This window comes from Photobacterium sp. WH77 (genome assembly GCF_022014395.1).
GTDB lineage: Bacteria > Pseudomonadota > Gammaproteobacteria > Enterobacterales > Vibrionaceae > Photobacterium > Photobacterium arenosum.
The window spans coordinates 222,524-243,436 of record NZ_JAKLTE010000003.1; the positions used below are offsets into that span (position 1 = coordinate 222,524).

The window sequence follows — 20,913 nt, forward strand, 5'->3', positions numbered from 1 at the left end:
CAATTTAATTAAATAATATTCACCAAAGGTGAGTTTATTACATTGATATGGGATTTTTAGTTGCTTTTGTTTGTTGAATACGCAATTTTAACAATCAGAACGAAACAAAAGCTCAGGGATAAAATAATAAACCCTTTTTTAATCGCTTTGTTTCCCAAGTTTAACTTTATGTTGGAGTAGTCAGTATGTGCTCAGTATTCGGGATTTTAGATATAAAAAGTGACCCATCTGCCCTGCGTGAAACCGCGTTGGCAATGTCAAAGAAAATGCGTCACCGTGGTCCAGACTGGTCTGGCATCTATTCGTCAGACAAGGCCATTCTTGTTCATGAGCGTCTGGCCATTGTTGACCTGAACAGCGGCGAGCAGCCACTGTACAACACAGACAAAACCCATGTACTGGCCGTCAATGGCGAAATCTACAACCACAAAGACCTACGTGCTGAACTGGCTGCCGACTACCCGTTTCAGACTGAATCTGACTGCGAAATTATTCTGGCGCTTTACAAAGAGAAAGGCCCTGAATTACTCGACTACCTGAACGGTATCTTCGGATTTATTCTGTATGACGAAGAGCAGGATGCTTACCTGATTGGTCGTGACCACATTGGCATCATCCCTCTCTATCATGGTCATGATGAGCACGGCAACTACTATGTAGCGTCAGAAATGAAAGCTTTGGTGCCAGTGTGTAAAACCATCAGCGAATTCCCTCCGGGTCATTACCTGTGGAGCAAGAAAGGCGAACCGGCTCAGGCACCTGTACGCTATTACAAACGCGACTGGATGGAGTATGACGCGGTTCGTGATGCGAAAACAGACAAAGACAAACTGAAAAAAGCGCTGGAAAACGCAGTGAAGCGCCAGCTGATGACAGACGTGCCTTACGGTGTTCTGCTGTCGGGTGGTCTGGATTCCTCGGTGATTTCAGCAATTACCAAGCAGTTTGCCTCCCGCCGTATTGAAGATGACGAAAAATCTGATGCCTGGTGGCCAACACTGCACTCTTTTGCCGTTGGTCTGGAAGGCGCACCGGATCTGAAAGCCGCGAAAAAAGTGGCCGATCATATCGGCACGGTACACCACGAACTGACTTATACGGTTCAGGAAGGCCTCGACGCGATTCGTGATGTGATTTATCACATTGAGACCTACGATGTCACAACGATTCGCGCCTCCACACCTATGTATCTGATGTCACGTAAAATCCGCGCCATGGGTATCAAAATGGTACTGTCTGGCGAAGGGGCTGATGAAGTCTTCGGGGGTTACCTGTATTTCCACAAAGCGCCTAACACGCAGGAATTCCATGAAGAGACAGTGCGTAAGCTGCTGGCTCTGAACATGTTCGACTGTGCACGTGCCAACAAATCCATGGCGGCCTGGGGGATTGAAGCGCGTGTGCCATTCCTGGATAAAGAGTTCCTGGAAGTCGCTATGAGCATCAACCCGCAGGATAAGATGTGCGGCAACGGCAAAATGGAAAAGCACATTATCCGTGAGTGCTTTGGTGACATGCTGCCTGAATCTGTGGCATGGCGTCAGAAAGAGCAGTTCTCTGACGGTGTTGGTTACAACTGGATCGACACGCTGAAAGAAGTCGCCGCAGAGAAAGTGACGGATCAGCAGCTGGAAACTGCCCGTTTCCGCTTCCCTTACAACACACCAACCTCCAAAGAAGCCTACGTCTATCGTGAAATCTTTGAAGAGTTGTTCCCGCTGGAAGATGCCGCTAAATGTGTGCCGGGTGGCCCGTCTATCGCCTGCTCCAGTGCCAAAGCCATTGAATGGGATGAGAGCTTTAAAAACAGTGCTGACCCATCTGGTCGTGCGGTTGCTGCCGTCCACAACGAAGCCTATCAGAAGGCTTAATTACCGAGCGTTACTCCATCCAAGAGCGCGTCCGCCTTTGCCTGCCTTATCTCCGCACGCAAAGGCAACAAAAAGGGGCCAGGAAGGCCCCTTTCCCCTTTTTATCACCCGCACGTCCCCCGTCAGATCATGTCTGTCCACACTGTATCTGTTACAACGGTGCCCACAAGCTAACAGCGGCATGACGGCCTGATGCGCAGGCAGCAAAGCGCTGAAAGCTGGATAGCACAAATAAAAAAGGAGCCAAAGGCTCCTTTTTTATTTGTCGATTAACCGTAGAACAGCGTGCTACGATTATACGTCGTAGGTTGTGGAGGCAGTATCGCCACCAGTGCCCGTCCAGTTAGTATGGAAATACTGACCGCGTGGCTGGTCGATACGCTCATAGGTGTGCGCACCAAAGTAGTCACGCTGTGCCTGAATCATATTTGCCGGCAGACGCGCAGTGGTGTAGCCATCCAGGAAGGTCAGTGCAGATGTCAGACACGGCATTGGCAGACCAATTTCCAGTGACTTAGCTGCCACTTTACGCCATGCTTTCATGCCGTTTTCCAGGATTGCTTTGAAGTATGGATCCGAGCCCAGGAACGCCAGTGAAGGATCCGCTTCAAATGCATCACGAATGTTGCCCAGGAAAGCTGAACGAATGATACAGCCACCGCGCCACATCAGAGCAACGTTACCGTAGTTCAGATTCCAGCCATTGTCGTCAGACGCCTGACGCATCAGCATAAAGCCTTGTGCATAAGAGATAATCTTAGAGGCCAGCAGTGCGTGACGTACTGCGTCCAGCCACTCTGCTTTGTCGCCTTCAACAGCTTCGACTGTTTTGCCAAACAGCTTCTCTGCCTCTTCACGCTGACCTTTCAGCGAAGACAGGCAGCGGGCAAACACAGATTCAGTGATCAGTGTCAGCGGAATGCCCATGTCCAGCGCATTGATGCCTGTCCATTTACCCGTGCCTTTCTGGCCGGCCGAGTCCATGATTTTCTCAACCAGTGGCTCACCATCTTCATCACGGTAGGCCAGAATATCAGCAGTGATTTCGATCAGGTAGCTGTTCAGCTCAGTCTCATTCCAGTCACGGAACGTCTGTTCCATTTCTTCGTGGGTCATACCCAGACCGGTTTTCATGAAGTGATACGCTTCGCTGATCAGCTGCATATCACCGTATTCGATACCGTTGTGAACCATTTTTACAAAGTGACCGGCACCTGACTCGCCAACCCAGTCGCAGCAAGGCTCGCCCTGCTCAGTTTTAGCCGCAATCGCCTGGAAAATCGGCTTCACGAATGGCCATGCTTCCGCATCGCCACCAGGCATGATAGAAGGTCCGAAACGTGCGCCTTCTTCACCACCGGAGACACCCGCACCGATGAAACGCAGACCTTTGTCTTTCAGGTAATCCACACGGCGGATGCTGTCTGGGTAGTTAGAGTTACCACCATCAATAATGATGTCGCCTTTGTCCAGCAGCGGGATCAGTTGCTCGATAAAACTGTCGACCACATCACCGGCACGTACCATCAGCATGATTTTGCGAGGGGCTTCCAGCTTGTCTACCAGCTCCTGCAGGCTGTAAGCGCCCTGAATCTTAGTGCCTTTAGCCGGGCCATTCAGAAATTCGTCGACTTTGGCAGCTGTACGGTTATGCGCAACGACCTTAAAACCGTGGTCATCCATGTTCAGGATCAGGTTCTGGCCCATAACGGCAAGGCCGATTACACCAATATCACCTTTCATTTATTTATTCTCCAATCGCTAACTTACTGGCTGCTAGTGCATCCAAATACCATTCGGTCTTACCCTGGCGAGCCTGAATTTTGGCGGCCGGGTAAGGCAGGCTATCGGCTGGCTGAGAGTGGATTTCTGCCACAATCTCGGTTTTACCCGCACCGATAACCAGATAAGAAATTCGTTTTGCCGCTTCCAGCAGACGGGCTGATTTGCTGACACGCAACTGACCGCTTTGCGGATGAGGCGCAACCAGGCTTAAACCGGGTTCATCATAGTCAGTCTGTCCCGGGAAAAGAGACGCAGTATGACCATCGTCGCCGACACCCAGTAAAATCCAGTCAAAAACAGGTAATCCGTTTTCAGCCGGAATCACCGCTGCCATTTCTTCAGCGAAACGCTTGGCTTCGGCCTGAGGCTGATCTTCACCACGGATGCGGTGGATATTGGCTACCGGGATTGCAACGTGATCAAACAACAGAGCCTGGGCACATCCATAGTTACTTTCTGCATCATCCGGTGCAACGCAACGCTCGTCGCCCCACCAGAAATGCAGATTCTGCCAGTTAACACCTTCGGCATACGGTGCCTGGGCCAAAGCGGCAAACAACTGTTTAGGTGTGCTACCACCTGACAGCGAAATATGCACAGGCTTATCTTGCTGGCTGATAGCCATCATGTCGTCAGCCAGGCTCTTAACCACGGCTTGCGCATCAGCATGAATTTTAAGATCAGTCATAATTATAACTCGCAGTATTCGGTATCAGTCAGGTTTGAACACGGGAAGCGCCACTGGCGATTATCTCTGGCCAGCAGTTCATCGGCTTCTTTCGGCCCCCAGGTACCACAAGCATAACCAAACAGGGCATGCGGATCCTGATTGAATGACAGAATCGGCTGAACATAACGCCAGCAAGCCTCAACCGCATCGCTTCGTGCAAACAAGGTTGAGTCACCGGCCATGGCATCCAGCAGCAAACGCTCGTAGGCTGTCAGCACATTGCTGTCAACCAGTTCGTCATAACGGAAATCCATCGCCACTTCCTGGGTTTTGAATCCTGCGCCCGGACGTTTCAGAGCAAAGTTCATCAAAATGCCTTCATCAGGCTGGATACGCAGAACCAGCTTGTTATCGGGCGCATCTTTACCAAATACAGGGTGCGGCGTTTTCTTGAAGTGAATAACCACTTCGGTGACACGCGTTGGCAGACGTTTACCGGTTCGGATGTAAAACGGTACACCGTTCCAGCGCCAGTTATTGATAAAGGCTTTCAGGCCGACATAAGTTTCGGTACGGGAATCTTCAGCAACGCCTGGCTCTTCACGATAACCGGCAAGCTCTTTACCACGTAATTCAGAGGCTGTGTATTGCCCCAGAACCAGGTTCTTACGCAAGTCTTCTTCAGACAGTGGCTGCAGGCTATTGAGCACTTTGGCCACTTCATCACGCATTACGTTGCCATTGATAGCCGATGGCGGCTCCATAGCAACCATGGCCAAAACCTGCAGCAGATGGTTCTGTAGCATGTCGCGAACCGCACCTGCGTTTTCGTAATAGCCACCGCGTTCTTCCACACCCAGGAATTCCGCTGCGGTAATCTCAACGTAGTCTATAAAGTTACGGTTCCACAATGGCTCAAACATACCGTTAGCAAAGCGAAATACCAGCAGGTTCTGAACCGTTTCTTTGCCCAGGTAATGGTCAATACGGAAAATCTGGCTTTCTTTGAAGTGCTTGTGCAGTTTCTTATCCAGTTCCTGAGCGGTTTCCAAATCGTAGCCAAACGGCTTCTCGATGATCAGTCGTTTCCAGCCGGTGCTTTCATCATTCAGACCATGGGCAGCCAGACTGGCCGGGATCACATCATATAAGCTGGGGGGAGTGGCGAGATAGAATAGAGTGTTACGAGGAGCAACAGACTGAGTGGCTTTTTCTTCCAGTCGCTGTTGCAACTTACCATAGTCATCACAATCTAACGTGTTGATGGCCTGATATCCAACATGCTGACAAAATGCAGCCAACTTCTCGGGATCCGTCTTCTCGGTTTTGACCAGAGAAGCCCGGACTTTTTCTCTGTATTCCTCATCACTGTTTGCAGTACGGCTTACGCCAAGGATAGAGAAATCAGAAGGTAGCATCTGATTAACATACAGATGATACAGCGCTGGGATAAGCTTACGATACGTTAAATCGCCTGAGGCACCAAAAATAACAATATCGCTGTTTTCAGGTATGACCATGTTCTTTATCTTTCCCTAACAGGTATACAAGTTTGACGGGTCTAATTCCGGCAAAGCATAACATTCAGAACGACAATGTGCTGATGTCCTGGCCTCTCAATTTGATAGGTTATACCTATCAAAAAGTGGGGTTCCCCAAGATGGAGCACACTATATCTGCATTTGTCACAAAGTTACATCCCGCTAATTCTATCAACTGACATAAAAACTGAAACATGAAGGCCGGATAAAATATCTCACTGCCCGCCCATTTTCAGGTAGCCACCTTAGCTTTGTCGAATGACTTGAGCTGAAATTACATGAAAAGCATAAAAAAACGCCGCGAAGTTGAGCAAAAATCAAAATCTAAATATTTTACCTTCTGAAAAAAAATCATGGCAAGCAGGCCAATACTGCACACTTTTCGCGTCGCGTCTTTAGTGCAAAATCATCCTCACCGGCCAGTTTTCATCACGACATGCTGAGCGCCTTATTTGGTAGGCTTTCTGAAAGTAATTAACAAAACCTATCAAACGAAATCGTTTGCCTGAATATAACCGTGACTCTACACCCAGAATCATGCCGATCTTACCAAGGCTGAAAAACAAAAAACCGCCAAAATGGCGGTTTTTTACAAACATGAAAGCCTGTGCTTTTCATCGGAATCGGGGATATCAACGTTCCCAATACGCCTCTTCCAGACTGTCTTCCCGCTCGGGTAATCCTCGTGACAAACGCGGAGAGTGCTGAGCCAGCACTTCGTAACTGACGCGATTCGAATACAGGCAGATTTGAGAAAACGATGAATAGGCCAGGAAATCGTAGCTGTGCTTACTGGATTTCGGCACGTTTTCTTTATGGTAACGGTTCGCTGCCATATCGTGCAGTAGCGCGGACAGTGCGCCGTCCCCGGCACCATTGGTATTTTTAATGCGCTCCGGCCCACCCATATAAGGGGCAATGTGCGAATAAACCCGAAGAGGCGTTTCGCAATCGGCTTTGGTCATCGGACGACTAAACTCGTAGCGGTTAAACTCAGGAATCTCACCAGGCAGCAGCGGCAGACTGGTCGTTCGCTTAGTGCTCTCTTCCGTATAACCTGCTGTGTACAAACCTACAGGACCCGCGGTACACAACACAAAATCAACCCAATCCAGGGCTTTATCAGAAGCCAGTAATGGATCGGAAAATCCTGTCAGTGCTTCGGCTTCGTCTTCATTCATAGCAACAACCGTGACATGCTCACGCAGGAAATCGCGCCACCATTGCGGATCATCCGCAATCACAAACTTGGTACCCAATGTCAGTACAACCGGCACATCGTATTTCTTGGCATACTGAATGGCACGCATGGTGGCTTCCGGCATTGGATCGCCCTCTTTGCAACGCACCAGGTATGCCGTCAGCACCAGCGCAGAAGCACGCTCAAAGATCGACTCCGGAATGCTGTCTGGTTCCAGCTGGTTCATCCGGCCTTCGTTAATGGCAAACGTCCGCTCACCATCAGGCGTGATCAAGGCGAAGCAGCGGCCAATCGGCCCGTTCACCGGCTGAAGGTTATTCAGATCCATACGGCTGGATGTATTGACCAGGTACCGGTATGCATAACTGCCAATCTGGATATCCTGGCTCATCACGCCCAGAAGCACGGATTTATCATCCGCCAGTACCGAATAGTTGTGCAGCGTATTTCCTATCGTTCCACCCGCGAACTCATGACGAATCAGGTCTTTTTCTTTCAATTCACGATAAAGTGCTTCTGCTGCCTCTTCGGCGATAACCAAAGAGTGTCCTTTGCTCAGCGCATAGCGACTCAGAAACTCATCATCGACACACGCTTCAATATCCACCAGCGTTTGGTCTATGCCAACGACATGCGTACGCGCAAGCGGTTTGCTGCTGGCCTGAGTCAGAAGCGGATCTCGGGCATGGACGGGAAAATAGTGTTTTGATTTACGTTGACCAGGAAATTTCATGATATCGCGCTGCCGGGTAGAAAAAACTTGCGGATGATATCACAAAATATAGTTCAGTGAAGAAATGGCCCAAACAATAAGTGCGAGCCAGATCATGATATATGTAGAAGTTAAGAAAAGGTTACCAGCCCTGGGTATGCTGCCGGATCAGGGTTTCCATCATAGCAATATGGGTGCTGTTATCATTGAGGCAGGGGATCAGGTTGAAGGTTTCACCTCCGGCATTGATAAAGGCATCTTTACAGCCCTCTGCGATTTCTTCGATGGTTTCCAGACAATCGACTGAAAACGCAGGACAAATCACATCCAGCCGTTTAACCCCTTTTTTTGCCAGTTCAATAATCGTTGGCTCGGTATAGGGCTTCAGCCATTCTTCACGACCAAAAATTGACTGATAGCTCATGCTCATCTTTTCTCTTGGCATCGCCAGCGCTTCCGCCAGAAGTGCCGTTGTCTGGTTACAGTGCTCGGGATAAGGATCGCCCAGATCAGCGTAACGTTTTGGAATTCCATGGTACGAGCACAACAAGTAGTCAGGCTCTCCATGCTCGGCCCAGACATTAGTGACCGATTCAGCAAGCGCCGAAATATAGCCAGGGTGGTCCTGGTACTGATTGATAAACCTGAGCTCTGGCAGATAATCTGTTTGTTGAAGGCTGCGCGCCACTTTATCAAACACAGCAGCGGTAGTCGTGCGCGAATACTGTGGATAGAGCGGTAAGACAATCACCTTTCGGCAACCCTGATCATTGAGCATCGACAAGGCTGACTGAATACTGGGGTTACCGTACGTCATACCGAGTGCAACCGGTATGTTCAGCCTTTCTTCCAGCGCGTCGCGTTGTCGCTGCGAATAGACCATCAGCGGCGAGCCTTCCTCAAGCCAAATCGACTGATACAGTTTCGCAACCTTAGGAGAACGGATAGGAAGAATTGCCCCGTACAACGCCGGTCGCCATAGCCATTTAGACAGATCGACAACACGGGGGTCACTCAAAAATTCACCCAGAAAACGCTTTACAGCCGCTGGGGTTGCTTCATCCGGTGTACCCAGATTGACCAAGAGTACGCCAATGCCTTTATTCTCCATCATCACCTGCAGTTCATCTTGTTATTCAATGACAGTGATAGTGTACCATTAAGCGGTTGATTTGCCCTGGGTATCGCAGTCTTCAGCATAAAAAAAGCGGAAGGCTGTTAACCTCCCGCTTTTTGACCATACAGTCTGCTAACCCGATTCGGTTAATCGCATTGACTGTGGAACATCACTGATATTCGATTAAGCTAAAGCTTTTGCCAGCTCTGCACTGACATCAGCCACTGGCTGTGTACCATCAATTTTGATGTAGGTAGTGTTGCCAGCATCTGCTTCTTTGCTGTAATAGCTGATCAGCGGAGCAGTTTGATTATGGTATACACCCAGACGTGCACGAACTGTTTCTTCTTTGTCATCTTCACGGATAACCAGTTCTTCGCCAGTGACGTCATCTTTACCTTCCACTTTCGGCGGATTGTAAACGGCATGATAAGTACGGCCTGACGCCAAATGTACACGGCGGCCCGCCATACGTTCGACAATTACGCTGTCTGGAACGTCAAATTCAATGACGTAATCCACTGCCACGCCAACTTCTTTCAGGCCATCAGCCTGAGGAATAGTGCGTGGGAAACCGTCCAGCAGGAAGCCTTTTGCACAGTCGTCTTCAGCAATACGCTCTTTGACCAGACCCAGAATAATATCGTCAGACACCAACTGACCTGCGTCAATCACGGCTTTCGCTTGTTTACCCAGCTCAGTACCCGCTTTGATTGCCGCACGCAGCATATCACCCGTCGAAATCTGAGGAATACCAAATTTCTCCATGATGAATTGTGCCTGTGTGCCTTTACCTGCACCTGGAGCGCCCAGAAGAATGATGCGCATCTTGATCCCCTTTTCTAGTAATTAGCCGGAGTTTTTGGAAAGTCAGAAAAATACACTGATTAGACCATACTCGCAAGTCCGCGTCCCTGGAAGCTAAACGATTACATTCTTTATCAGCATACTCTTTGAAGCAAAACGGGCGCAGATTGCCTCTGCGCCCGTGGTTTATTATGGCTGCGCCAACAGTTTATTGACTGCCGCCAGGAACTGGGATGGATCTTCCATCGAACCCCGTTCAGCAAGCATCGCCTGCCCCAGTAACATCTCAACCCAGCGGCCAAATGCATCTTCGTCTGCTTCATCGGCCATACGATTCACTACCGGGTGTTTCGGATTCAGCTCAAAAATGTACTTCACTTCCGGCGCTTCGTGACCAGCCGCAGCCAGCAGTTTCGCCATCTGTGTTCCCATTTCATTTTCATCCGTCACCACCACAGCCGGTGTATCCTGCAGCTTGAACGTTGCCCGGACATCTTGCACACGATCACCCAAATAGGCTTTGGTGCGCTCGATAACCGAAGCAAATTCTTCTTTTGTCTGCTGCTGCGCTTCTTTCTCTTCTTCGTTTTCAAACTTAGAAAGATCCAGACCGGCCTTGGTAATTGACTGGAACGGCTTACCGTCAAATTCCGGCAGATGACCCATCAGCCATTCATCAATGCGGTCGTGCATAAGCACCACTTCCAGGCCTTTGGCACGGAACTGCTCCAGGTGCGGGCTGTTTTTCGCCGCCTTGAAACTGTCTGCGGTAATATAATAAATCTTTTCCTGACCTTCTTTCATCCGGCTGACGTAATCTGCCAGAGAAACGCTTTGTTCAGACGTATCGTTATGGGTTGAACTGAAACGCAGCAACCCGGCAATTTTCTCGCGGTTGGCAAAATCTTCCGCCACACCTTCTTTCAGCACTTGGCCGAACTCTTGCCAGAACGATGCATACTCATCTTTCTTCGCCAGTTTTTCCAGCATGGACAAGGCACGCTTGGTACAGGCTTTGCGCAGCGCCTGAGTCACCTTGTTGTCCTGCAGAATTTCACGGGACACATTTAACGGCAGATCATTCGAGTCAATCAGACCGCGCATAAAGCGCAGGTACATCGGCATGAACTGCTCGGCATCGTCCATGATAAACACACGCTGAACATACAGTTTCAGGCCGTGCTTGCTGTCGCGGTTATACAGGTCAAACGGCGCTTTGGACGGAATATACAGCAGACTGGTGTAGTCTTGCTGGCCTTCCACACGGTTATGGCTCCAGCTCAGTGGCTCAGCAAAGTCATGGGAGACGTGTTTGTAGAATTCTTTGTACTCATCATCTGAAATATCAGATTTACTGCGGGTCCATAACGCCTGTGCTTTATTGACCTGCTCCCACTTTTTACCGGTCTCCTTGCCTTCCTCATCGTGCTCAGCCGTTTCCATCAGCACAGGAATGCCAATGTGGTCTGAATATTTACTGATGATATTGCGCAGGCGGTACTCGCTGAGGAATTCTTTTTCTTCTTCACGCAAATGAAGAATGATCTCGGTACCACGGCCTGTTTTCTCGATGTCCTCAACCGTATAGTCGCCTTCACCGGTTGAGTGCCAGCTTACCGCCTGCTCGACGGCCGCACCGGCGGCACGGGTCTTGACAGTCACTGCATCGGCAACAATAAACGAAGAATAGAAGCCGACGCCAAACTGACCAATCAACTGAGAATCTTTGCTCTGATCTTCACTCAGCTTCGAGAAAAAGTCTTTAGTACCGGACTTGGCAATAGTCCCCAGGTGCTCGATCACCTCATCGCGGGTCATACCGATACCATTGTCACTGATAGTGACAGTGCCCGCTTTTTCATCAAACGACAAACGCACTGCCAGCTCGCCATCGTTTTCATACAGCTCAGGAGATGAAAGGGCACGAAACCTCAGTTTGTCAGCCGCATCAGAAGCATTGGAAATCAGCTCCCGTAAAAATATCTCTTTATTTGAGTACAATGAGTGGATCATTAAGTGAAGCAATTGCTTCACTTCTGACTGAAAACCACGTGTTTCTTTATTTTTCTCTAAAGTTTGCTCGCTCATTTGAACTCCGTAATCCAGGTTTACCTCATTACTGATACCTAGATATGGTCAGTTCAACTTAAATCAAGCCTTAGCGTGAAAAAATCTAAGATTGCCCTCAAGTCAGCATCTTAGCTATTCAATGAATGATCGGACGACTATTATATACGAGTCACAAGTCACCAAAAGGCTGGTAATGGATCATACGCATTGTAAATTTCTGATTGGCAACAGATTTACTTTCTCCCCCCAACACAATAGCCTGGCTGACAATCTTCAGCCGGAAGAAACCATTTATTTAGGTATCAATGAAAGCCGGGCATTGCATTTGCTGCTGGATGAACCGGGCACCATAATCTCCCGTCAGCGTATGCATGATTTTATCTGGCGCGAGCAAGGGTTTGAGGTGGATGACTCGAGCCTGACTCAATCGATTTCAACCTTGCGTAAGTACCTGCAGGACTCAACCCGCTCGCCAGCCTTTATCAAGACGATACCCAAGCGCGGTTATCAGATGATAGCCAGTGTCGATCGTATTGACGCAGCCCCTGCCCCTCCAGCCGATATCCCCAATGGTGTACAGACTGATAACAATGATGGCTTCATTGATTCGCCCAAACCATTTCCGGTATCTGCAAGCCTGGCTGAGGATGCACCTGACACAACGTGTATACAGCCAGCGACACAGATAACGCACGCCCCGGCAACACGCCGGTTTTTCCAGCCCAGGTACATGTTCAGCGCCCTGGCAACCTTCATACTGTGTATTGTATTACCACTCTGGGCATACCTGGCACCCCCACCTTCATCGAGCGCCTTCTATAAAGCCTTTATGATCAATGATATTCCCGTGCTGATCCCCAGTGAGGTTGAGGTTACCGGGGAATGGCGTCCACTCATCAGGCAATGTGTCTCCGCCCATATGCTGAGCAGTGACCACAAGCCGTCAGCGGCTCCGGCCAAAATCATTGTCACAGGCGGGGCACATAATCAGCTGTGGATTAATCTGATTTATACGCCGGCTGATTACCGGAAAAATATGACACTGACGATAGTGACACTTGACAGAGAAAGGGATCTGCCATGTTCAGTACACTAACCCAGCCGGGCAAAACGCACAGATATTACTTGTTTATCATCATTGCATTAACAAGCCTGGTGACCCTGGGCAGCCTTTACTATTTCTTCAGCAGTGACCATAAGATTTCCCGTTTTCTTACTTCGTATAACTGGCAGTCTTACGCGGTCACAGATGTGGCTTCAACAGAGGTGCCCGGGCTCGAAATTCTTAAAAAGGTTATTGAAACCAGCCATATTGTCTATATGCCTAACCAGTCATATTCCCGGGTAACCCGGGTGACTCTGATTAATGAGGAGCAGGGCCAGCTTCACCTGACGATTACTGAATATGGCCGGTGGGAAGTCAGTGGTGGTTATCTGCAGATTCGGCCGACGCACTTTAATGAGCTGAAAACAGGTAATGAAAGCGCATTCAGCAACAAGCAGATTACCGCTATCAACCAGTATTTTCAGCTCAATGCGGAACAAAGTAACCGGATTGATATCATGAGTGAAAAAGCCGTGCTGTTAACCGGACTGAATACCCGATCTCAGGTGCTGAACGCCAACCTTTAACGAAAAAAACCGACGGTAATCGTCGGTTATTCATAACAGGTCAAGAATATGGCAAAGCGGCTTTAATACAGTTTCTGCCGGCCTGCCAGAGAATGCGACAGTGTTGTCCCATCCACCAGCTCCAGCTCACCACCCACAGGTACACCATGTGCAATCCGGGTCGCAGGTACCTGATAAGCCTGACAAAGCTCGGCAATGAAATGCGCAGTAGCCTCACCTTCAACCGTGGGATTGGTGGCCAGGATCAGCTCGGCAATGTGTTCATTTTGCAAACGGTATTCCAGCACATCTAACCCGATATCGCTCGGACCGATGCCATCTAATGGCGACAGGTGTCCCATCAGAACAAAATATCGGCCTGAAAACTGACCTGTCGCTTCAACGGCCATAATATCTGCCGGACTTTCCACCACACAAATCTGGCCATTTTCCAGACGACGGGGATTTTCGCAGATAGCACACACGTCTTCTTCAGTGAAGGTACGGCAATCGCGGCAATGGCCGATTTCGGTCATGGCTTTCCCCAGCACATCAGCCAACTGCAACCCACCCTGACGGTTGCGTTGCAACAGGCTGAAAGCCATACGCTGCGCTGATTTTGGCCCAACACCGGGCAGGCAGCGCAGCGCGTCCATCAACTGCTCAAGTAACGGACTGGTACGCATTGATTAGAATGGCATCTTGAAGCCAGCAGGCAAGTTCATGCCGCCGGTAACACTGGCCATTTTTTCTTTCTGCGCTTCTTCAATACGACGTGCCGCATCGTTAAAAGCAGCCGCAATCAGATCTTCCAGCATTTCTTTATCGTCTTCCATCAAGCTGTCATCCAGCTCAACACGACGAACGCTGTGACCGCCGGTCAGGGTTACTTTTACCATGCCGGCACCCGCTTCACCTGTCACTTCCATGTTGGCGATTTCTTCCTGCATTTGCTGCATACGCTCTTGCATCTGCTGCGCCTGCTTCATCATGTTCGCCATACCACCTTTACCAAACATATCTTCTCTCTCTATCGGTCTGGTTAATTTATAAGGGTCTTACGCTCTCTTCATCAAGTACAGCACTGAATCGCTGACAGATGAAAGTCACGTGAGGATCCTGCTGCAGACTTGTCTTAGCCTGATCCAGTTTCTGTTGATAAATGTATTCCCGCCATTCCAGGGGAGTACGTCCATTATCACCAGGCTTGATGTGTAATTCTATCTCTTGTCCCAGTATCTCAGCCAGTGCTGTGCTTAACTGAGCCCTGGCTTTTTGTGTATCCAGATGCTGCTGAGACGGACGCAGATACAAAGTCAGGTCACTACCCTGCTGCTCCATCGCAGAATTTAATGCTAATTGCTGTACCAAACGATCGGTATTTAACCGGGTCACCAGTTCTGACCAACTATCCTGCTTTGCCGCTTCACTGACAAGCAGTTCCGCCATTTCAGGTGTTTTTTCGTGCTCCAGCGCTTGCTTCAGATCGGTGGGCGCGATCGCCTCCGGCAATTGCGTGTCAGGCTCGGGCTGACTCGTCGGCTGCCACTGATAATCCTCAGCTTTGGCTGGCTCAACTGGCTGTTGCTGAGCGACCGGCGACACGTGATTTGCGCCTGCTGGCTGAGAACGGCGACCAGCATGCTGGCTCGTGATCCGTTCCAGCACACTGGAAGCAGGTTTCTTCACCGACGCCGGCTCAGTCTTTTTGGGCTCGGCAGCTTCCTGGCCTCGCCGGCTCTGGCTGCGCAAGCGATTTCTTGCCGCCAGTAGCCCGGACGCCGGTGATGCAGCCTGTGTCATTGCCGCTGACTGCGGCGGGTTGTGCTCAGCCGGCTGCGCTTGCATTACAGGCCGAGGTGCCGTTTGCGGCTCAGGGGCATGATCAGGCGCCATTGCTGGCTCACGAACTGATGCAGGATCGTGAACTGTTGCAGGATCGTGAACTGTTGCTGTCTCGGAAGCCGCTACAGGCTGCGAAGGTGAGTCACCTTCAGATACAGGCCTTACCGCTTCTGACTGCACTGCCGGTCGAACCGCTGAAGTGTCCGGAGGTGCAGTTCTTGGCTGAGATGCAGCCGGACGACCAGCTGGTACTGATGCCGGTACAGGAACCGCCTGAGGAGTTAATGCGCCCGCCGCGACAGGACGGAATGCCAGCATACGCAACAGCACCATTTCCAGTCCTGTACGGCCATCCGGTGCCAAAGGTAAATCCTGCCGGCCCTGCAATGCGATCTGGTAGTGCAGCTGCACATCCTGCGGCGACATTGATTTGGCCAGCAGAACGATTCTGTCGGCATCAGGTGCGGACAGATCCAGCGCGGCAGGTAACACCTGATACATAGCCACACGATGAAGCTGCGCGGCTAATTCACTCAGCAGGCTATCCCACTCCACACCAACAGTGGCCAGCTCTGCCAGGCAAGCCATTGCAGGCTCGACCTGGCCCTGAGCCATTGCTTCCAGCAGATACAGCGCCTGCTCTGTATTGAGCGTACCGAGCATAGCCGCAACTGAGTCTGACTGTACCTGGCCGTTACCCAGAGCAATCGCCTGATCGGTGAGGCTGAGTGCATCTCGCATGCTGCCTTCTGCAGCACGTGCCAGCAGACTCAGCGCTTTGCTGTCGAAGGTGACACTTTCTTCGGTCAGGACATGGCTCAGCTGTTGCTGTATCTGGGCATTATCCAGATGTTTGAGGTGAAACTGCAGGCAACGGGACAGAATCGTGGCGGGCAGTTTTTGAGGATCTGTGGTCGCCAAAATGAATTTTACGTGCTCTGGCGGCTCTTCCAGCGTTTTCAGCAAGGCGTTAAAACTGTGACGAGACAGCATATGCACTTCATCGATCAAATAGATCTTGAAGCGCCCTCGCGCCGGTTTGTACTGTACGTTATCCAGCAGTTCCCGGGTATCTTCGACCTTTGTTCTGGAGGCGGCATCTATTTCCAGCAGATCAACAAAACGTCCCTGCTCAATTTCCAGACAAGTATGGCACTTGCCACAGGGGGATGCTGTGATGCCCTGTTCACAGTTGAGCCCTTTGGCAAACAGGCGGGCAATGGTTGTTTTCCCCACGCCACGGGTACCACTGAACAGGTAAGCATGATGAAGTCGGTTATGTGTCAGCGCATTGGTCAGGGCTGTCAGGACATGGGATTGGCCTACCACATCATCAAAACGATGCGGCCGCCATTTCCGAGCCAGAACCTGGTAACTCATGGTGATAAATCCTACAGAATCCGATCAATCAGTGACGGTGATCCGCCAGACTGAATCCAGTCGACCATGCTAGCACAGGGAGTGAAAAGGCGCGAGAGAACTCAAGGGGATGTTTCCTTTCCAGATTGTTACTGACAACATTTTAACCTGAAAATCCACATCCCCCAGATTTAAACAGAACGGGGCAATCAATGACCGTCAAAGTCGCAGATACTAAAGACATTGAGGCCAATATTACGCAACCGCTGCTGACCACCAATCTCAGGCAGGTTAATGACAAAAGCCGCATCTTCCACAATACCGCCCAAACGGCGAACCAGTTTCGTGGTAGCTTCAATGGTGCCGCCGGTTGCCAGCAGATCATCGACCAGCAATACTTTATCGCCTTCAACAATGGCATCTACATGGATTTCCAGCGTGTCCTGGCCATATTCAAGCTCATAACTTTCGCTGATCACATTGCGCGGTAATTTACCCGGCTTGCGTACCGGCACAAAACCGACACCCAGCGCCAGCGCCAGCGGGGCACCAAACAGAAACCCCCGAGCCTCGGTCCCAACGACCTTTGTTATCCCTTTGTCACTGAACTGCTGAAGCAAAACTTGCATCGTTGCACCGTACGCGGCCGGGTCTTCCATCAGGCTGGTAACATCGCGAAACAGTATGCCTGGCTTAGGATAATCCGGAATCGTTTTGATGCTGTTTTTGATCAAACTGAAATCGTCTTGGACAAGGGTATCTTGGCTCATAGTCTTTTCCACCGGCTGCATAATTACAGCAGTTTGTTTAGGTATTTGACGCCTGTTATCAGGCAGTTTAGGCGCAAATAGTAGTGATTTTTACGGTAAGGGGCAACTTTCACTCTGAAATGTAAGAGCTCACAGGGGTTAACGGCTTTCACCACGTCCGGAACATTGCGTTTCCCTGACAGGTAAACGGTTAAACCAAATCAGCAGAACGATAGCAATTACAAACAGTAAAACTTTGACCCAAGAGACAGGCACGATGAAGATAGATAAAGCGAAACTGAGGGTTATGGTCAGATTGGCACGCCGTTTGACTGCCCGGCTGATGGCATGATGCTGATGCCAGTTATCCAGTACGGGACCCAGCTTAGGATGACTGTGTAACCAGGCGTGTATTCTGGGGGAGCCACGCATGAAACAGGCGCTGGCTAACAATAAAAAGACAGTGGTAGGTAAAAGAGGAAGGAAAATGCCCAACACGCCTAAGATTACGAAACACCAGCCGGAAACCAGCAACAGGGTTCGCCAGATCAGTTGTTTCACATTCCCTCTCTTTTACTTTCAGCCTGTTTCAGGCTTTCCGCTACTGACGGATTAATTGCTCAGAATACCCAGCCAGGTCAGGCTTGCAGGTAATGTCGGCAGCAGCATAGCAATCAGAAAACCGATAAAGTAATTAAGATTATACGGTTCTTTGAAATCATGTTCCATTGTATCTTCCTTTTCCAAAATTTAACGTACTGAAAAATAGAAAAAAGTGGCAAAGTGGCCACATAAAAACAGCAAGGAACTATAAAGCATTCTATTGACAACAAAAACCGACAAAAAGAAGGGTTATTCTGCTGTTGCTTTGACATAAGTCAGTATTGGCGTGACGTTTAGGCATACACTGTGACTCAGTTTACCTAGGAGTCTCTCTATGAATAGTGATTACCTGCAACAGCAGTCCACTCGACTGGAGCAAGAATATGAGGCACTTTCAGTGGAACTCTATTCAGCGCTGAATGCTATTCGTGCTGACAGCACAGAAAAAAAACAGCCCGAAAAAACCATCAATGAATTGCTGACGCTGGCAACGCATAGCACCGAACCGGCACTGGGACGCAAAGCACGGCGCCTGGAAGCCATTGATGCCGCATTATGTGCAATACGGTTAGATTTGTACGGCATTTGTACCGACTGCGAAGAGCCGATTGATACAACCACCCTTGAGCAGGACCCCGCGCAGCCCCGCTGCCATCAGTGCCAGTCACACAGTAAATACCACCATCAGCGCTCATAACCTGCCCTCACCTGATAGTGGTATTGTCCCTAGCGTTTCGCCTTTATGGCTGGTTAGCCATCCATGCCTTGAAGGCGGCTTTCTCTTCGGGTTTCGCTTTGCTGTACCACAACTTAAGCTGCGCCAGCGAATCACCGGTAATTTCCACTTTGCCGTCTTGCCCGACTTCCACAGCCGCTTGCTGCAAATCAACGGCATAACCCTGCTCAAAGGTGATAGCGTGCTGCCGGTTGTACTCAGACACCAAGGCTTCCATATCACTGAATGCCGCGACGCCATCGCCCTGCAATTCAACAAAAGGTAAAACACGCTTGCTGCCATCGGCCAGCACCAGCGTCCATTCAGGGCCACGCTGGAAATAAGCCTGAGCCTGACTGAGAGCAACCATGGCAGGCAGTTCAATACGGGCATCCTGCGCCGGCATAGTTAACTCAAATAAATAAGGCCGGGTAGTATAAATGGTGTTCTTGCTGCCGTTTTTCAGTTCGGCATCGTAGCGCAAGACTACCTGATGCTTACCCGCAGGCAGCTCTACCTCTGTCGCACGTGACCACAGCGATGTGCTCACTTCTTTACCATCTACCACCAACAACTCAATACCATTGCTTACCGACAGGGTTGCTGCCTGCACATGCGTCGCCAGCAGCGATGCAAATAAAAGAATTTTTTTCATAGCCAATCAGTCTTGTTATCTTGTTCACCAAAACAAAAAGCCGCCCAAACGGCGGCTTTTGCAATATCTGTTGTATCAGGTAAGAACCGTTCTTAGAACAGTACTTCCATACCCGCTACGTAGCCCAGGTCGTAATCAGTGTTGTCACCGTCAGCCCAACCCAGTTCAGCATACAGCTTCACGTTGCTGTGCAGTTGGTGAGTCACGTTACCGTAAACGTTGTCAATTGTTTCACCATCAGAGTCAGCACGAACATAGCCCAATGCGAAGGTATTTTTACCCATGGTGTATGAACCTGCTGCTTCGATAAGGTCTACATCACCAGAGGCATTAGTTATGCCGTCAGTCACTTCAACATTACCGTAAGAACCAGCAAATGCGAATGCGCCAAATACATATTCAGCTTCGATGTTGTAACCGTCAACTTCGTTACCAATACCAGCTGGGTTCAGGTCAGCATTTTTCACATCATCAGAGGTGTAGTAATAGCCACGAACGTCCAGACCGGCAAAACGGGCACCCAGACGTGCATCAGTGATACCACCGTTGTCGTTCGCATTCACATCGTGAGAAGCGCCGAAGTAGAACTGGCCGTTGTCATAAACGTACTTAACCACTTCACTGCCCTGAGTTTTACCCAGATCCAGCTGCTCCAGACCCATTTCGTAGTCTTTGCCGATACCTGCGTCATCAGAAATCAGGTACTGACGACCGAAAGTTAGCGTACCGAAATCAGCGCCCTGGAAACCAGCATACAACTCGTCATTGAAGAAATCTTTAGTGTTACCGTTCTCATCTGTGTTAGACAGATCAAAGCTCAGACCTGCAACCACGTTCAGATTAGTGTTCACTGGGATAGTGGTGTTCAGCGTGATGTCACCATCATCCAGACGGATGCTTGGATCAGAATCTACATTGTCAGCCACAATCTTTTGGATGAACTGAACTTCAGCAGAACCAGACAAGTCGACGATAACGCCGTCTTGGTCCAGCAGGTTTACAGAAGCGTTTGCAGAGCCTGCAGCCAGTACAGATAGTGCAATTAGCGTTTTTTTCATGATATCCACTGCCTTTTCTTATGGATGGAATTCCTATTTCCAGAATCCCTATTGTTTTTTTATATCCCTTCCCGGCAGCCTGTGTTCGGTTCAGAAAACCTGACCATGCAAAACCATGCCGGGATGGCGTAACTTGCGGAACTCATCCTGACAGAGAAATTATTACCATGTCAAATTCTCACTGTGTAACAACAAATTTTTCATACAACCTTAATTTTCAATAACTTAAGACGTTTATTTAGCAGAAACTTAACAAAGATACACTTAGCACACGCAATTTAATGGTTACTTAATAGCGTCAAATAAAAGAATTTACAGCCATAAAAGCATTCAAATACAAATAAATTCAGAATATTAAACTTCACAACAAACAATTTTAAGATAATTGAATTAATCAAGTAGTTAACAGCACACCATTCAACTGGGGTTCAATCTTATTTCGTGAGGAGAATCCCATTTCAAGTTAAAAATGCGCGAGGATCAGCGAGAAGCTCCACGGCCAGAGCTTCGTGTTATAATGACGGCCCCAATCCAGATTAAGTTT

Annotated in this window: 18 protein-coding genes; 4 read left to right on the forward strand and 14 right to left on the reverse strand. The window is 49.5% G+C overall.

The window, feature by feature from the left end; genetic code table 11:
• The first annotated feature begins 185 nt into the window (after window positions 1–185).
• Window positions 186–1,871: an asparagine synthase B gene (gene asnB / locus L6J37_RS04825; protein WP_192014831.1), complete on the forward strand. Its 1,686-nt coding sequence runs from the start codon at window positions 186–188 to the stop codon at window positions 1,869–1,871.
• 294 nt (window positions 1,872–2,165) lie between these two features.
• On the opposite strand, the gene gnd is transcribed toward asnB, so the two are convergent.
• From gnd to htpG, 7 genes are all read right to left on the reverse strand, one after another.
• The gene (gnd, locus tag L6J37_RS04830; RefSeq protein WP_192014830.1) at window positions 2,166–3,614 is read right to left on the reverse strand and encodes a decarboxylating NADP(+)-dependent phosphogluconate dehydrogenase; all 1,449 of its coding nucleotides are present in this window, start codon (window positions 3,612–3,614) and stop codon (window positions 2,166–2,168) included.
• A gap of 4 nt (window positions 3,615–3,618) precedes the next feature.
• Window positions 3,619–4,344, reverse strand: coding sequence for a 6-phosphogluconolactonase (pgl, locus tag L6J37_RS04835; RefSeq protein ID WP_192014829.1), 726 nt, complete (start codon window positions 4,342–4,344; stop codon window positions 3,619–3,621).
• A 2-nt stretch (window positions 4,345–4,346) separates the two neighbouring features.
• Window positions 4,347–5,846 carry a glucose-6-phosphate dehydrogenase gene (gene zwf / locus L6J37_RS04840; protein WP_192014828.1) on the reverse strand — a complete coding sequence of 500 codons (1,500 nt, stop codon included), beginning with the start codon at window positions 5,844–5,846 and terminating at the stop codon, window positions 4,347–4,349.
• Between the two features lie 653 nt (window positions 5,847–6,499).
• On the reverse strand, window positions 6,500–7,801 hold the full coding sequence (locus L6J37_RS04845) for an inosine/guanosine kinase (protein WP_192014827.1): 1,302 nt from the start codon (window positions 7,799–7,801) through the stop codon (window positions 6,500–6,502).
• Between the two features lie 121 nt (window positions 7,802–7,922).
• Window positions 7,923–8,891 carry a ferrochelatase gene (gene hemH / locus L6J37_RS04850; RefSeq protein WP_192015053.1) on the reverse strand — a complete coding sequence of 323 codons (969 nt, stop codon included), beginning with the start codon at window positions 8,889–8,891 and terminating at the stop codon, window positions 7,923–7,925.
• Window positions 8,892–9,080: 189 nt separating this feature from the next.
• Window positions 9,081–9,725, reverse strand: a complete 645-nt coding sequence (gene adk / locus L6J37_RS04855) for an adenylate kinase (protein ID WP_027252658.1) — start codon at window positions 9,723–9,725, stop codon at window positions 9,081–9,083.
• 168 nt (window positions 9,726–9,893) lie between these two features.
• Window positions 9,894–11,792, reverse strand: a complete 1,899-nt coding sequence (gene htpG / locus L6J37_RS04860; RefSeq protein ID WP_192014826.1) for a molecular chaperone HtpG — start codon at window positions 11,790–11,792, stop codon at window positions 9,894–9,896.
• 175 nt (window positions 11,793–11,967) lie between these two features.
• Between htpG and L6J37_RS04865 the strand changes: the two genes are divergently transcribed.
• Both L6J37_RS04865 and L6J37_RS04870 read left to right on the forward strand, forming a co-directional pair.
• Complete coding sequence (locus L6J37_RS04865) at window positions 11,968–12,870, forward strand: transcriptional regulator (RefSeq protein ID WP_237794338.1); 903 nt, start codon at window positions 11,968–11,970, stop codon at window positions 12,868–12,870.
• Window positions 12,855–13,406 carry a regulatory protein ToxS gene (locus tag L6J37_RS04870; protein WP_237794340.1) on the forward strand — a complete coding sequence of 184 codons (552 nt, stop codon included), beginning with the start codon at window positions 12,855–12,857 and terminating at the stop codon, window positions 13,404–13,406. Before L6J37_RS04865 ends, L6J37_RS04870 begins: the two co-directional genes overlap by 16 nt.
• A gap of 62 nt (window positions 13,407–13,468) precedes the next feature.
• On the opposite strand, the gene recR is transcribed toward L6J37_RS04870, so the two are convergent.
• The 5 genes from recR to L6J37_RS04895 form a co-directional block, all read right to left on the reverse strand.
• Window positions 13,469–14,071, reverse strand: coding sequence for a recombination mediator RecR (gene recR / locus L6J37_RS04875; RefSeq protein ID WP_027252661.1), 603 nt, complete (start codon window positions 14,069–14,071; stop codon window positions 13,469–13,471).
• Window positions 14,072–14,074: 3 nt separating this feature from the next.
• Window positions 14,075–14,404 (reverse strand): YbaB/EbfC family nucleoid-associated protein, encoded by a 330-nt coding sequence (locus L6J37_RS04880; protein WP_192014823.1) that lies wholly within the window; start codon window positions 14,402–14,404, stop codon window positions 14,075–14,077.
• 28 nt (window positions 14,405–14,432) lie between these two features.
• Window positions 14,433–16,610 (reverse strand): DNA polymerase III subunit gamma/tau, encoded by a 2,178-nt coding sequence (gene dnaX, locus L6J37_RS04885; protein WP_237794341.1) that lies wholly within the window; start codon window positions 16,608–16,610, stop codon window positions 14,433–14,435.
• A 188-nt stretch (window positions 16,611–16,798) separates the two neighbouring features.
• Window positions 16,799–17,359 (reverse strand): adenine phosphoribosyltransferase, encoded by a 561-nt coding sequence (gene apt, locus L6J37_RS04890; RefSeq protein WP_218384143.1) that lies wholly within the window; start codon window positions 17,357–17,359, stop codon window positions 16,799–16,801.
• A gap of 138 nt (window positions 17,360–17,497) precedes the next feature.
• A complete protein-coding gene (locus L6J37_RS04895; protein ID WP_237794343.1) occupies window positions 17,498–17,899 on the reverse strand; it encodes a YbaN family protein in 402 nt (133 codons plus the stop codon).
• Between the two features lie 376 nt (window positions 17,900–18,275).
• Here L6J37_RS04895 and L6J37_RS04900 point away from each other — a divergent pair, with 376 nt between their 5' ends.
• Complete coding sequence (locus L6J37_RS04900; RefSeq protein WP_237794345.1) at window positions 18,276–18,638, forward strand: conjugal transfer protein TraR; 363 nt, start codon at window positions 18,276–18,278, stop codon at window positions 18,636–18,638.
• Between the two features lie 43 nt (window positions 18,639–18,681).
• Here the strand turns inward: L6J37_RS04900 and L6J37_RS04905 are convergent, their stop codons facing one another.
• Both L6J37_RS04905 and L6J37_RS04910 read right to left on the reverse strand, forming a co-directional pair.
• Window positions 18,682–19,311: a YccT family protein gene (locus L6J37_RS04905; RefSeq protein ID WP_237794347.1), complete on the reverse strand. Its 630-nt coding sequence runs from the start codon at window positions 19,309–19,311 to the stop codon at window positions 18,682–18,684.
• 92 nt (window positions 19,312–19,403) lie between these two features.
• Entirely contained in the window at window positions 19,404–20,369 is a 966-nt protein-coding gene (locus L6J37_RS04910; RefSeq protein WP_237794348.1) for a porin, read from the reverse strand.
• Window positions 20,370–20,913 lie beyond the last annotated feature (544 nt).

What these genes read in the sequence shown, in the direction of transcription:
- asnB (WP_192014831.1), top strand. Translation starts at nt 186, where the DNA reads ATGTGCTCAGTATTCGGGATTTTAGATATAAAAAGTGACCCATCTGCC.
- gnd (WP_192014830.1), bottom strand. Translation starts at nt 3,614, where the DNA reads ATGAAAGGTGATATTGGTGTAATCGGCCTTGCCGTTATGGGCCAGAAC.
- pgl (WP_192014829.1), bottom strand. Translation starts at nt 4,344, where the DNA reads ATGACTGATCTTAAAATTCATGCTGATGCGCAAGCCGTGGTTAAGAGC.
- zwf (WP_192014828.1), bottom strand. Translation starts at nt 5,846, where the DNA reads ATGGTCATACCTGAAAACAGCGATATTGTTATTTTTGGTGCCTCAGGC.
- L6J37_RS04845 (WP_192014827.1), bottom strand. Translation starts at nt 7,801, where the DNA reads ATGAAATTTCCTGGTCAACGTAAATCAAAACACTATTTTCCCGTCCAT.
- hemH (WP_192015053.1), bottom strand. Translation starts at nt 8,891, where the DNA reads ATGGAGAATAAAGGCATTGGCGTACTCTTGGTCAATCTGGGTACACCG.
- adk (WP_027252658.1), bottom strand. Translation starts at nt 9,725, where the DNA reads ATGCGCATCATTCTTCTGGGCGCTCCAGGTGCAGGTAAAGGCACACAG.
- htpG (WP_192014826.1), bottom strand. Translation starts at nt 11,792, where the DNA reads ATGAGCGAGCAAACTTTAGAGAAAAATAAAGAAACACGTGGTTTTCAG.
- L6J37_RS04865 (WP_237794338.1), top strand. Translation starts at nt 11,968, where the DNA reads ATGGATCATACGCATTGTAAATTTCTGATTGGCAACAGATTTACTTTC.
- L6J37_RS04870 (WP_237794340.1), top strand. Translation starts at nt 12,855, where the DNA reads ATGTTCAGTACACTAACCCAGCCGGGCAAAACGCACAGATATTACTTG.
- recR (WP_027252661.1), bottom strand. Translation starts at nt 14,071, where the DNA reads ATGCGTACCAGTCCGTTACTTGAGCAGTTGATGGACGCGCTGCGCTGC.
- L6J37_RS04880 (WP_192014823.1), bottom strand. Translation starts at nt 14,404, where the DNA reads ATGTTTGGTAAAGGTGGTATGGCGAACATGATGAAGCAGGCGCAGCAG.
- dnaX (WP_237794341.1), bottom strand. Translation starts at nt 16,610, where the DNA reads ATGAGTTACCAGGTTCTGGCTCGGAAATGGCGGCCGCATCGTTTTGAT.
- apt (WP_218384143.1), bottom strand. Translation starts at nt 17,359, where the DNA reads ATGAGCCAAGATACCCTTGTCCAAGACGATTTCAGTTTGATCAAAAAC.
- L6J37_RS04900 (WP_237794345.1), top strand. Translation starts at nt 18,276, where the DNA reads ATGAATAGTGATTACCTGCAACAGCAGTCCACTCGACTGGAGCAAGAA.
- L6J37_RS04905 (WP_237794347.1), bottom strand. Translation starts at nt 19,311, where the DNA reads ATGAAAAAAATTCTTTTATTTGCATCGCTGCTGGCGACGCATGTGCAG.
- L6J37_RS04910 (WP_237794348.1), bottom strand. Translation starts at nt 20,369, where the DNA reads ATGAAAAAAACGCTAATTGCACTATCTGTACTGGCTGCAGGCTCTGCA.